At 43.4% G+C, this 12,620-nt stretch carries 11 protein-coding genes; 6 read left to right on the top strand and 5 right to left on the bottom strand.

The window, feature by feature from the left end; genetic code table 11:
* Nucleotides 1–386: 386 nt before the first annotated feature.
* Nucleotides 387–953, bottom strand: a complete 567-nt coding sequence (locus I3254_RS05415; RefSeq protein ID WP_346015373.1) for a DNA glycosylase — start codon at nt 951–953, stop codon at nt 387–389.
* A 482-nt stretch (nt 954–1,435) separates the two neighbouring features.
* Here I3254_RS05415 and upp point away from each other — a divergent pair, with 482 nt between their 5' ends.
* Nucleotides 1,436–2,095, top strand: a complete 660-nt coding sequence (gene upp / locus I3254_RS05410) for a uracil phosphoribosyltransferase (RefSeq protein WP_057761878.1) — start codon at nt 1,436–1,438, stop codon at nt 2,093–2,095.
* 73 nt (nt 2,096–2,168) lie between these two features.
* Entirely contained in the window at nt 2,169–2,918 is a 750-nt protein-coding gene (locus tag I3254_RS05405) for an SDR family NAD(P)-dependent oxidoreductase (protein ID WP_238051938.1), read from the top strand.
* A 69-nt stretch (nt 2,919–2,987) separates the two neighbouring features.
* Here I3254_RS05405 and I3254_RS05400 read toward each other — a convergent pair whose 3' ends face one another.
* Nucleotides 2,988–3,668, bottom strand: coding sequence for a hypothetical protein (locus I3254_RS05400; RefSeq protein ID WP_238051936.1), 681 nt, complete (start codon nt 3,666–3,668; stop codon nt 2,988–2,990).
* A gap of 223 nt (nt 3,669–3,891) precedes the next feature.
* Between I3254_RS05400 and I3254_RS05395 the strand changes: the two genes are divergently transcribed.
* Nucleotides 3,892–4,860, top strand: a complete 969-nt coding sequence (locus I3254_RS05395) for an alpha/beta hydrolase (protein WP_238051934.1) — start codon at nt 3,892–3,894, stop codon at nt 4,858–4,860.
* An 86-nt stretch (nt 4,861–4,946) separates the two neighbouring features.
* Here I3254_RS05395 and I3254_RS05390 read toward each other — a convergent pair whose 3' ends face one another.
* Nucleotides 4,947–5,174 (bottom strand): DUF1653 domain-containing protein, encoded by a 228-nt coding sequence (locus tag I3254_RS05390; protein WP_238051932.1) that lies wholly within the window; start codon nt 5,172–5,174, stop codon nt 4,947–4,949.
* A 99-nt stretch (nt 5,175–5,273) separates the two neighbouring features.
* Complete coding sequence (tyrS, locus tag I3254_RS05385) at nt 5,274–6,485, bottom strand: tyrosine--tRNA ligase (RefSeq protein ID WP_114701750.1); 1,212 nt, start codon at nt 6,483–6,485, stop codon at nt 5,274–5,276.
* A 143-nt stretch (nt 6,486–6,628) separates the two neighbouring features.
* On the opposite strand from tyrS, the gene I3254_RS05380 reads away from it, so the two are divergent.
* From I3254_RS05380 to I3254_RS05370, 3 genes are all read left to right on the top strand, one after another.
* A complete protein-coding gene (locus I3254_RS05380; protein ID WP_238051931.1) occupies nt 6,629–7,987 on the top strand; it encodes an anhydro-N-acetylmuramic acid kinase in 1,359 nt (452 codons plus the stop codon).
* Nucleotides 7,988–8,140: 153 nt separating this feature from the next.
* Nucleotides 8,141–9,475, top strand: coding sequence for a beta-ketoacyl-ACP synthase II (gene fabF, locus I3254_RS05375; protein WP_179799152.1), 1,335 nt, complete (start codon nt 8,141–8,143; stop codon nt 9,473–9,475).
* Between the two features lie 130 nt (nt 9,476–9,605).
* Complete coding sequence (locus I3254_RS05370) at nt 9,606–10,451, top strand: hypothetical protein (protein ID WP_238051928.1); 846 nt, start codon at nt 9,606–9,608, stop codon at nt 10,449–10,451.
* 138 nt (nt 10,452–10,589) lie between these two features.
* On the opposite strand, the gene I3254_RS05365 is transcribed toward I3254_RS05370, so the two are convergent.
* Complete coding sequence (locus I3254_RS05365; protein ID WP_238051925.1) at nt 10,590–12,407, bottom strand: aminopeptidase P family protein; 1,818 nt, start codon at nt 12,405–12,407, stop codon at nt 10,590–10,592.
* Between the last annotated feature and the right edge of the window lie 213 nt (nt 12,408–12,620).

The following is a 12,620-nucleotide window of genomic DNA, read 5'->3' as shown; positions in this document are numbered from 1 at the left end:
TTTAGCGAGCTGACCATCATATCATGTTTTAATAGTCTGTCAACTTCTTTTTTTAATTTGTTTCAACAAGTTAACTGAGTTATTAATGTGTAATCTACACACTAGCTACTTCCAGCTCGTCTTGATGAGGTGCGTATTATAGACGGTTTAACTCTTGTGTCAACCCGTTTTATTAATGTTTTTAATCTTATTTTAGTAGATGAATAAATCTGTATTTTTTTCAATGGGTTATGATTCAATTCATTTCGATAAGTTTAAAGACTGACTATAGATGTGCTATTTACTATAATTTATAACATCAAAAACGTTTAGGTTTACTAGATAAATACTTTTTACTATCTCTGAGCTTTATCTTCTATTAGTGCAACCATTTCTCTATTTGAACTTTATAACTTACCCATCTTTTCAAAAAACGCCTTATAAGCCGCGACTTTCTTATCCAACGATAATGGATAGGCACGTGAGGTTGACGGTAATCTATATAAGGTTAAGTCATTAACATCCGTTTTTTTATTATTCGCATTCTGCCATTGATAAGGGTAATCCATACTTTGATTGGTTTTCGGATGCTTTGATTTAGCAATTGGCTCATCTAGTAATCCGAGCAGTACTTCGGTCGCCTTACCTCCTGTCGTAAACAATGACGCTACCTTCGGCACTTGCGGCAAGATAACCTCTAAATCAACAGGTGTGACTACTGTTAGATTTTTATCCGAAGCATTACCCGTCTCACGGATCGCCTGCTTTACTGTCGGACAAGACGCAATGCCACGTTCAAACATAAAATCTCGAATGCGCTCAGGGTCAAAGCGTTTTTCATCGCCTATTCTAAAGTAGTCAGCATCGTTAAAAAACACTCGACCATATATTCGCCACATATCATTATAAAAATTAGGATAATGAAAGCTCATCGCCCATTTATCAGCAGTCGGTGGAAAAGTACCCATCATCATGACCGTGGCATTGGGCGGTAAGATAGGTTCAAAAGGATGGGTTTCAAGCTCTGTGGCTTTGTCATCAGACAATTTCGATTCAGTATCAGTGGTTTTTTGAGTGCTTGGTGTTTTTATAGTCATGATATTCTTCATCAGAAAAGCGGTTTTTTTGGTATCATAGCAAGTCTAAACACTACCTCACTTATAATCACGTTATATAGTCAAACTTAGTCGGTTCAATCGGTTGACTTAAGATAGCGTGATATCATTTTACTTAGCCTGAATTGCTTAGGCTTTGATGGCAGCTGTGAACGCAAATATTGTCATTGCGATAAATAAGCACTGTCGTAAAGTAGTTAATTGGCTTGATTGTGAAGGATTCAACTTTACTATTTATGAGCTAAGAATATGGTTAAAGTGCGGTAAATGTTTGTATCTTTTATACTAATAGCAACCGCAGTAACTGCGCAAGCATCAGACAAGAAACCAAGAGAGTACTTATGAGTGACTTAAACAGCGATTTAAAAATTACGGTAATCGATCATCCACTAGTCCGTCATAAACTCAGCCTTATGCGCGAAAAAGACTGTAGTACTTATAAATTTCGTACATTGACCAAAGAGCTTGCGCGCTTGATGGCTTATGAAGCGAGCCGTGATTTTGAAATTGAAACTTTTCCAATGGAAGGCTGGTGTGGCGAAATTACTGGTGAGCAAATCATCGGTAAGACGGCGACGATCGTACCGATTTTGCGCGCAGGTATTGGCATGCTTGATGGTGTGCTCGATCTAATCCCTACCGCTAAGATTTCTGTGGTCGGTCTACAACGTGATGAAGAAACGTTACAGCCAGTACCGTTCTTTGAAAAGTTCGTCAGCCACATGGACAAACGTCCTGCGCTGATTATTGACCCAATGCTAGCCACAGGTGGCTCGATGGTAGCGACCATCGAGATGCTCAAGAAAAATGGCTGTACCAATATCAAAGCATTAGTACTCGTGGCTGCTCCTGAAGGCGTACGTTTGGTGAATGAAGCGCACCCTGACGTGACCATTTATACCGCTGCGCTAGACAGTCATTTGGATGAACATGGTTATATCATTCCAGGTTTGGGTGATGCGGGCGACAAGATTTTTGGTAAGCAGTTATCGAATAGATAAGTCTCATTAGGGTAAATAAAGCCGTCATCAAAATTATGGCAATAGCAGACAACATCAATAATAAGGATAGATCATGAACGTATTGATTACAGGAGCGAGCGCGGGTTTTGGTAAAGCGTTGGCAGAACGTTTGGTTGCTAACGGCCATCGCGTGGTTGGTTGCGCCAGACGCCTTGATAAACTGAATGCTTTGGCAGAAACTTTAGGTGAGGCTTTTTTACCCGTGGTTATGGATGTAAGTGATACAGCTTCTATTCCGCAAATCATTGCTGACTTGCCTGATGATTTTAAACAAATCGATGTCTTGGTCAATAATGCAGGATTGGCACTGGGTACAGAGCCTGCTCACAAGGCCAGTCTAGATGACTGGATGCGTATGACTGATACCAACATTAAAGGCTTGATGGCGTTGACCCATGCGGTCTTGCCAGCGATGGTCGCTCGCGATAGCGGTTATATCATCAATGTCGGTTCAATTGCTGGTAGCTGGCCTTACTTTGGTGGCAATGTTTACGGCGCAACTAAAGCGTTTGTAAAACAGTTCAGCTTAAACTTGCGAGCGGATCTGATTGGCACCCAAGTACGCGTGACCAACCTTGAACCTGGCAATGTGGCTGGCACTGAGTTTTCAAACGTGCGCTATCACGGCGACGATAACAAAGCGGCCAAGGTTTATGACGGCTTTAAAACCATGACAGGTGAAGATATCGGTGATATTTTGTTATGGCTAATTGAGTCACCTGCTCATATCAACGTTAACCGTCTAGAAGTAATGCCAGTCGCCCAGACCTATAATGGATTGACGATTGCCAAGCAAAACTAATATTAACTGCTCGGCTAGTTTTAGTATCGATATTGATTATCGATATATCACTTATCAACACTAACCTTGTTAGCGCACCTCATAAGACCGAAGCAATATAGAGTCATCTATATTGCTTTTTTTTATGTCTTCAATAGCTTGCTCATTGACCAAGCGCAAATCCTGAAAGTCCATAATCAATACTTCGTTACGCAGACGTTCGCTAGTACGTTTATTATGACGTATCGCAAACCCTAATACTTGCTTACCAGTGATGGTTATCTGATTAATGATTAACCTTGAATTATTCAATTTCAGCTTTTTGGACAGATTCTGAGTCATTTTCTGAGCATTTATTATTGCCGTTGCCGGATTCACCGTCGTGGTTAACGTCTTTGTCTGTCGTACATTTTTGAGCATATCTCCTGCAAAAAACAATACCTGATTGAGCGGTAAATACTGCGCATGCCGTATTAATTCTTGTCGGAACAATGCAGGCATATCTGTATTAAAACTGTCTTCTGTCTGCTGATAAAATACGGTAAAGTTACGATGAAGATAACGCCCAAATACTGTGGTATTAATCCATTCTTGATAAACATCGTCTGCCAATAACTGCTTGGTAAAAGTACTAGCATCAATTGTGACCTCTCTACTCAAAGTAGCAGACAACATCGATAGCAAAAGCGCTTGCGGACTGGTAAATGTCTGCTGCTGCCATACTTGTGGGTATAGGCTACTATCGAGTAATGGCAATGTTGATCTACTCATGCACTTGGATCCTCAACGATAATTTCTAGCCCCTACATAGCACTAGTATAGTCTGACTGTTGACTTTTACCCTTAGCCAAATTCTATGCTATTGTCAGGTGACAGCTTTAATATAGCAGTCTTTTATTCGCGGTATAACTATTTTGTAGCGGTGTACTCTACCGCAATACTTTCTTAGCTAAATTGACCGAGACAGCTTGAAAAATCAAAGAGATATCACTCTATGAAAAAAGACCTCATACCCTTTCCTACTCCTTACCAGCTAAAGACCATTACTGTCCAAACAGCTGATGGAACGTTGCTGCCCGTCTCTGTCATCGGCAAAGGTAAACCTGTCCTATTAATGCACGCTTTTGGTATGGATGCGCGGCAATTTCTACCATTTATTTTACCGCTAATTCAGCACTACTGCTTTTACTTGCCGCATTTTAGAGGTTTTGGTTTGGCCAGTGACCTAACGTTGCCAACGTTTGATTTTATTGAGCAATATGCACAAGATACCCAAGATGTGTTTGAGTACGTGAGCAAAGAAACTGGCTTTGAGGCTTTTCCTGTTGCCGCGATATCGATGGGAGCATTGGTCATGTGGGCATATTTTCAGCGCTTTGGTACTCAGCGCGTCAGTCACTATCTGAACATTGATCAAGCACCGATTATTCATAATCAGCCAGACTGGCAAGGTGGCGGTGTATTCGGTACACGACAAACCGAATTGTTTGCGCAATTTACACAGTTAATTACTGACACTGCTCCTTATTTACAAGCCGAGCAAGTGGTCGACTTCCGTCACCTGCCCTATCGATTAAAAGTAAATTTATTAGACATGGAACGCTCTTTTTCTCTGCTCTCTGTCAGTCGCAAACCTTCGCAATTATTGGTAAAAGCCCTCAGCTATCGGGCACCGCACAAAATCTCATTGATGGAGCACGCGACTTGGCAACACAAACTGCGTTGCCTATCTGCTTATGTTGCGCTGCCCTACGATTACCGCGAGGTTTTGCCAACGGTCAATATTCCGACTACCTTACTAATTGGTGCGCGCTCGCAGTTATATAATGCAGAATGGCAACAGCGTTTGACCACTCTGCTGCCCAATGCGCACAGTATTATTTTGCCAACATCAGGACATGCCGTGCCGATGGATGCACCTGTGGCATTTTATAAAGTATTGAAAGAATTTCTGAACGCTTAATGATGGATTTTTAATAATGCACAAAAAAAACGACCTCAACGGGTCGTTTTTTTGCGCTAAATTCAATCTAAATCATTGGCTAAGTATTAATCATTCAATAGTTTAATCAATTCAAATCGAGGTATCTCTTTACCATCAACCGTGACCGTTTCAGCGAACATGGCAAGCGGACGCACCCACACGCCATACTCACCGTACAGACAACGATATACCACTAGCGATTCTTCGGTTTCTGAATGCTGCGCGGTATGCAACACTTGATACAAGCTGCCTTTATAGTGGCGGTAAATGCCTTGGGGAATGGTTTTAGTCATAGCAAACTCCTACTATTAAAAAATGGCTGCTAATTATCGCTTCATAAAAAAGGTCGACAATTACTGCCGACCTCGCTCTTAATCATTTTTATAGATTATCTAACCAACCGTCACTTTTGCATAAGCTTTTTTGCCTGCTTGAATTACGACCGTCTGACCTGAGGTTAGACTAAAGCCACCATCAACGACTTCGCCATCTACTTTGACCGCCCCACGTTTTACCATGTCTTTGGCTGCTGAGTTGTTTTTAGCGAGCTTAGCTTGGTTTAGGATTTGGGTGATAAATAAGGCATCTTGCCCCTCTAGATCTAACATGATTTCTGGCAAGTCGACTGGTAGTTCGCCATCAGCTAAAACGTTACCCGCAGATTTGTGCGCATTAGCAGCGGCATCAGCATCATGAAAACGCTCGATTAATTCTTCGGCTAAGATACGTTTGATTTCTTGCGGATTACGGCCATCTTCCATTTCGCGCATCAATCTTTCAACTTCTTCCATTGGCTTAAAGCTTAAAAATTCAAAGTAACGATGGATTAGTGTGTCTGGCATCGACAGGATTTTTTGATACATGGTGCCTGGTGCATCATAGATAGCGACATAGTTGCCCAGTGATTTGGACATTTTATTGACACCATCTAGCCCTTCTAAGATTGGCACAGTGATACAAACTTGCGGCTCTTGGCCATAGCGTCCTTGCAACGTGCGACCCATTAGCAAGTTAAAGGTCTGATCGGTACCGCCAAGCTCAACGTCTGCTTTAAGCGCAATAGAATCGTAGCCTTGTACTAGCGGATAAAGAAACTCATGGATTGAGATGGGCGTTTGCGATGCATAGCGTTTTGAGAAGTCATCACGTTCAAGCATACGCGAGACGGTTTGCTGACTGGCAAGCTGAATCATATCAGCGGCGCTCATGTCATTGAACCACTCAGAGTTAAAGACCACGCGAGTCTTTTCTTTGTCCAAGATTTTAAATACTTGCTCAGCATAAGTCGTTGCGTTGGCTTTGATTTGCTCATCAGTCAATGGTGGACGCGTGCTGTTTTTGCCAGAAGGGTCACCAATCTTGGCGGTATAATCGCCGATTAGAAAATAAATTTCATGACCCAAATCTTGGAAATGCTTAAGCTTATTGATCAGCACTGTGTGACCTAAATGCAGATCAGGGGCGGTAGGATCAAAGCCAGCCTTGATACGTAGTGGACGATTGAGCTTTAGCTTAGCCACTAAGTCATCTTCAGACAATATCTCTTGCGTACCACGCTGAATAAGGGCCAGTTGTTCTTCTAGGGTGTAAGTTTGATTGGTCATGATGCTCTCTATATATCACTTTAATTGGGATTTTTATGAATGACGGTTACTGGCTCAATACCTTAGGAAGTTTAGAACCTCAAAAGGTTGGAAAAAATGCTAGAATTTGACGGATATACTAGCGTTTTTTAAGGTAAATTGCCATGACCAACCCCGCATCGATTGCTGATACTGACCATAATGCCCTCGCAGACTTGCTTATGAATAATGGTTTGGATAACAGCTCCGACGATATTGATGATTTGACCTCTGATAATTCGAACTATGCCACGTTGACCGATGCCCTTGAGCAAACGGTATTTGAAAGCTTCGATGATGGTTTATATATCGGCATGATGTCTGGCACCAGTTTGGACGGTATGGATGCTGTTCTTTGTCAGTTTAATCCTGAGATGAGCAACGAAGACAACACTCAACCGCCGATGCAACTACTGGCGACCTATAGCCAAGATTTTCCGCCACGTCTGCGTGAAGTGCTATTGGCATTGTGTCAGCCGAATGCTGTGAATCAACTCGTACCAGAGGCCAATGAACCAAACAGTGAATTGGATTGGTTCGGCTGGGCAAGTCGTGCATATGCTGAATTTGCGAGCGAGGTGGTCAATACTTTATTGCAGCAATCAGATATCGATGCTGAGTCAGTATTAGCGATTGGCTGTCATGGTCAAACGGTACGCCATCGCCCGCAGATGGGATTCACGTTGCAACTGGTCGATGCCAATATCATCGCTGAGCGCACAGGCATCAGCGTGGTCAATGATTTCCGACGTCGTGATATGGCGGTTGGTGGTCAAGGTGCGCCGTTGGTTCCTGCTTTCCACCAAGCACTGTTTGGCGCATCCGATAACACACGCGTGATATTAAATTTGGGCGGTATTGCCAATATAACCGTCTTGCCAGCCAGTGAGGAAGTTCAAGTTGTTGGTTACGATACTGGACCTGCCAACTTATTATTGGATGCGTGGATATCTTTGCATACCGACAATGCTTATGATGCAGGTGGCGCTTGGGCGCAGTCTGGAACTCTCATTGAACCATTATTACAGCAACTTTTGGCACATCCGTTTTTTGCTCAGGCTCATCCAAAAAGCACAGGTCGTGAGGACTTTAACTTAACTTGGCTTCAAAATGAGCTACAGGCTTTTGAACAAGCCAATGCTAACATCAGTTATTCAGCAGCCGATGTGCAAGCAACCTTGACTGAGCTAACGGCTATCAGTGCCAGTACGCAAATTAATATGTTTGTCAGCCCTTCAAAAAACAGCTCGGTCTATGTTTGCGGTGGCGGCGCATTGAATGACTATTTAATGGCGCGCCTGCAAGCTCATCTACCCCATTGCACAGTAAAAACCACTGAACATTTAGGACTTGCGCCAACGTGGGTCGAGGCCGTTGCTTTTGCATGGTTAGCCAAACAAACATTGATGGGTGAAACTGGTAATTTACCAGCGGTAACTGGTGCAAATAAAGGCGTGGTATTGGGCCAAGTATGTTTTGCCTGACCAGTTAAATTTTAGTTTACATACGTGCACCTATGTGTTTTATAATGACTTTTGAAACGCCATCCTCTTAGGACCTGTAAGTATAGGATATATCGCATGAGCCAGAATAGTAGTTCACCTATCGACCAAGCCACCACTGATGACACAAATAATATGACTGCAGCACCTGTACATAAATCGCGTCAAAAACCACCTCACTACGAGCGTTCTGATGATACGCGTGTGGTAGTCACAGGTATGGGCGCTATTACGCCGCTCGGTCTAGACGTCGATAGCTCATGGACCAAATTGCTCAATGGCGAGAGTGGTATCTCACCGATTACGCATTTCGATGCCACCGGCTACCGTGCGCAAATCGCAGGCGTGATCAAAGACTTCGATGCTAAGCAATATATGAATGCCAAAGATGCGCGTCGTTATGATGAGTTCATGCATTATGGGGTTGCCGCTTCTGCTATGGCACTAAAGCACGCTGGTTTTATCGAGGAAGTCAGTGCTGCTGATGCGCCTGTGCAAGGCGTTGACCAAGATCGCTTTGGTATTATTTTAGGTTCAGGTATTGGCGGTATTCAAACGATTGAAAACAGCCGTGATACCTTACACGAAAAAGGCGCAGGCAAAGTCTCACCTTTTATTATCCCAGGCTCTATCGTTAATATGGCCGCTGGACTGGTAGCAATTAAGCATAAGTTAAAAGGCCCAAACCTTGCGACCTCAACGGCTTGTACCACTGCGACTCATGCTATGGGTCTTGCTGCTCGTTTGATTGCTTACGGTGATGCTGACGTTATGTTGGCAGGCGGCAGTGAAAAAGGCTCTAGCCCACTTGGTATAGCTGGCTTTAGTGCTATGCATGCACTCTCTACGCGCAATGACGAACCAACCAAAGCCTCGCGTCCATTTGATAAAGGTCGTGACGGTTTTGTCCTTGGTGATGGTGCTGGTGTGGTGGTATTAGAGAGCCTTGCTCATGCTAAAGCACGCGGTGCAACGATATTGGCAGAGTTAGTCGGTTTCGGTATGAGCGATGATGCCAGTCATATTACTGCGCCACCAGAAGATGGTAGCGGTGCGGCAAGAGCGATGCAAAATGCACTAAACGATGCTGGTATCGAGTCATCAAGCGTCGGTTATGTCAACGCTCATGGTACTAGTACCCCTGCGGGTGACGTGGCTGAGTCTATTGCTATCGAAACTGTATTCTCTCCTGTAAAAGAAAGCATCTTAGTTAGTTCGACCAAATCGATGACCGGTCACTTACTTGGTGCTGCTGGCGGAGTTGAAGCTATCTTTACAGTACTAGCGCTACAGCATCAGCATGTACCACCTACGATCAATCTAGATGATATCGAGGACAACTGCAACCTTGATTATGTGGCTAATCAATCACGCAAAGTTGATAACTTGCAGTATGCAGTATCCAACAGCTTTGGCTTTGGTGGTACCAATGGCTCATTGGTATTTGCTCGCTGGCCTGTCAATCAATAACAGCCGCCCATCCACATCGCAGCGCATGGTAATGAATGCGTTGTAACGTTGGTGTCAGATTTGCTACGTTTGTCCACTTGCAGCCCCTTATCGTACTTGCGTATGATAAGGGGTAATTTTTGGAACATTTATGGAAGATACCATGTCAAGCTACTCATTTTCCCATCAGTTTTATCAACGCTGGACGTGTGCACCTGAGCCAGTACGTGCAGCAATTACTCAAGAACTAAAAGACATCACTACTCTGCTGCAATCTGACACCTCATTTGAAGACTTCACTTTTAATACCCATGATTTAGATGCGCATGTAGACGAGCTATATGATAACTACAATGCAGAGCAAGCCATTGCTAAAGCAATCACGGAAAAACAAGAGCAAGAAGACGCGGCTGCTGCAAAACAAAAACTAGAAGACGAGCAGAAGAAAAAAGAAGCAGAAGAAGCCACACGTAAGGCAGAAACGACTCAAAAAGAACAAGAAAAAAATACGCAGTCAGCGTTAGAGACAGACAACGACAAAGAAATGGCTGCTACCGACGTAGCTAAAGTAAACACAGATAAAGTCGTGGCAGATAGCGCTGTTACTGACGATTTTGTTACTGATAACTCTAGTGCAAAGATTGAAAAATTGGCATCAGAAGTCGTCAATACTGAAGGCAATACTAACGATAGTAAAAATACTGATAACAAAACCATTAGCGAACAGGCACATACGCTTAGTGATAACCACATTAAAGATATTAATAATAAAGCCAGTGCCGCGATTAATTTGGCCTTAAAAGACGCGAAGCTAGATGCAACACACCAACAGCTAATCCGCGAGCTAGAAACTCAGGTCGATGACTATCTAAGTGAGCAAATGATGCTAATGTCTGAAAACCTAAAGTCTTGGCTCCGTGCTGAGGTAACCCAACACTTTAGCGAACAGAATGACTCAACTACTAATAATGAAGCTGCTAAGAAAAACATTCACTGACAGTGATTATTTTTCAGTATTAAACCTACAGCTAGAAACAGCTGCTCAGTAGTAAGTACTAAATAACGAACACTAAAAAGCCCCGTAAATAATTTACGGGGCTTTTTAGTACTTTTAGTTAATGTTTTGAGCTTGGTATTAAATGGCTTTGGTACGTTCAGTCAGCCATTCAAGCGCTGCACCTTCAACACGATCTTTTAGCTCTGCGAAGACTTGACTATGATAGTCATTTAGCCAATCAATCTCGGTTTGATCCAACAGGGACGGCTCAATCAGAAGCGTGTCAATTGGGCAGTAAGTGATGGTCTCAAAGTTTAAGAAATCACCAAACTCTGTCTCAGTAGGCTTAGCAACTGGCGTATTTACTACCAAGTTCTCGATACGGATACCCCATTTTCCTTCGCGGTATAGACCTGGCTCATTACTTGAAATCATACCGACTTTCATTGCGCGCTCTTTTGGCGTGCTGGCGCTATAGGCGATGACTTGTGGGCCTTCGTGTACGTTTAAGAAATACCCAACGCCGTGACCCGTACCATGACCATAGTCCATCTGTGCTTGCCACAATGGTGCACGGCAGATAGCATCGATCAACGGTGAGGCGATACCATCAGGGAAATGCGCACGAGCCAGCGCAATGTGGGCTTTTAACACAATCGTAAAGTCACGTTTATGCTCAGCAGTGACTTGTCCAATACCGACTACGCGGGTGATATCAGTCGTACCATTCTGATATTGTGCGCCTGAGTCAATCAGTAGTAACCCGCCTTCACCCTCGGCCACATCAAGGTAGCTGAATTTCTCTGGTGTTGCGCGGTAATGTGGTAATGCACCATTTTCATTAAAGCCTGCGATGGTTGGGAAGCTTGGCGAGACATAATGCGGCTGACGACTGCGAACGTCTATCAGCATGCTATCAACATCTAGCTCACTTAAACGCTCGCCGTTTGCTAGACGCTGCTCAAATGTGGCAAAAAACTCAGCCAAAGCAGCGCCATCTTGACGCATCGCTTCACGCACATGATCGATATCTGCATCTGATTTTACAGATTTGAGTAATGTACTAGGCGCCATTTGCTCAATAAAACCAACATCGTCTGCCATTTTTGAGAGTGTGCCTACTGCGACTTTGCTCGGATCTAACAATAATAAATCGTCTGGCGTCAATGCGCTCAATGCATCTTGCACAGCAGAATAATCAGCCAATGTGATACCGCTGTCTTTTAGACTCTGTGCAATATCTTCATTTACTTTATCAGTATCAACAAACAATGTTGCTTTGTCTGCGTCAATCAACATATGTGACAAGAATACCGGATTGTAATCAACATCAGCACCGCGCAAGTTCGTCAACCAAGCAATGTCATCTAAGCTTGAAAGTAAATGATGGGTCGCACCTGCTTCTGCCATGCCTTCGCGTACTGCTGCAAGCTTTGAGGTGGCAGACTGAGCAAGGAATTGCTCATCGTGAGCATATAATTTGGCCGCTGGTAGTGCTGGACGATCTGTCCAAATCTCTGTCAGCACATCACGCTCAGTGATCAAAGTAATATCATTAGCATCAAAAGCATTTAGCAGGCGGTCTTGCTCAGCGATAGATAGCACATTGCCGTCTACTGCTACGCTATCTCCTTCTTGCAAATGCTCGGCTAGCCAGTCGATATGATTTGGCTGACCTGGCGCAAGCTTTTCTAAAGTAATACCTGTGCCTTCTAACTGGTCGGCAGCATGTACCCAATAACGGCTATCCGTCCATAGACCTGCAAAATCAGCAGTCACAACCAGCGTACCGACAGAACCGGTAAACCCTGATAGCCATAAGCGTGCTTGCCAGTACTCTGGTAGATATTCAGATAAATGTGGATCAGCAGAGGGTACGATAATTGCGGTGAGATCTTGCGCGGCTAAGGTACTACGTAAATTAGCAGTACGTTCGTGAATGGCTTGTTTATTCATTGAATGTGTCCTTATAGAAGTTATAAAAATTTGATGTTGGAGCGATTATTAACAATCGTCTTGTTCTAATAGTCGTCTTGTTTGAGTTCTTGTTACCGCTTTAGTTTTAATAAGACATTTATTATCGATAGCAATTATTCAAGCAAACAGTCTACTTATTTAGCTATTTAATTATGTTTGTTTGGGTAATTGCTTCTGCTTATTGAGAATAAA

This window comes from Psychrobacter sp. Ps2 (assembly GCF_022129405.1).
Taxonomy (GTDB): domain Bacteria; phylum Pseudomonadota; class Gammaproteobacteria; order Pseudomonadales; family Moraxellaceae; genus Psychrobacter.
The sequence above is the reverse complement of the archived record's forward strand: the minus strand, read 5'-3'. Positions and strand labels throughout refer to the sequence as shown.

Excerpts from the sequence above, each read along its gene's own strand:
- I3254_RS05405 (WP_238051938.1), top strand. The coding sequence starts at position 2,169 with ATGAACGTATTGATTACAGGAGCGAGCGCGGGTTTTGGTAAAGCGTTG.
- I3254_RS05365 (WP_238051925.1), bottom strand. The coding sequence starts at position 12,407 with ATGAATAAACAAGCCATTCACGAACGTACTGCTAATTTACGTAGTACC.
- I3254_RS05400 (WP_238051936.1), bottom strand. The coding sequence starts at position 3,668 with ATGAGTAGATCAACATTGCCATTACTCGATAGTAGCCTATACCCACAA.
- fabF (WP_179799152.1), top strand. The coding sequence starts at position 8,141 with ATGACTGCAGCACCTGTACATAAATCGCGTCAAAAACCACCTCACTAC.
- I3254_RS05380 (WP_238051931.1), top strand. The coding sequence starts at position 6,629 with ATGACCAACCCCGCATCGATTGCTGATACTGACCATAATGCCCTCGCA.
- I3254_RS05395 (WP_238051934.1), top strand. The coding sequence starts at position 3,892 with ATGAAAAAAGACCTCATACCCTTTCCTACTCCTTACCAGCTAAAGACC.
- upp (WP_057761878.1), top strand. The coding sequence starts at position 1,436 with ATGAGTGACTTAAACAGCGATTTAAAAATTACGGTAATCGATCATCCA.
- I3254_RS05370 (WP_238051928.1), top strand. The coding sequence starts at position 9,606 with ATGGAAGATACCATGTCAAGCTACTCATTTTCCCATCAGTTTTATCAA.
- tyrS (WP_114701750.1), bottom strand. The coding sequence starts at position 6,485 with ATGACCAATCAAACTTACACCCTAGAAGAACAACTGGCCCTTATTCAG.
- I3254_RS05415 (WP_346015373.1), bottom strand. The coding sequence starts at position 953 with ATGATGATGGGTACTTTTCCACCGACTGCTGATAAATGGGCGATGAGC.
- I3254_RS05390 (WP_238051932.1), bottom strand. The coding sequence starts at position 5,174 with ATGACTAAAACCATTCCCCAAGGCATTTACCGCCACTATAAAGGCAGC.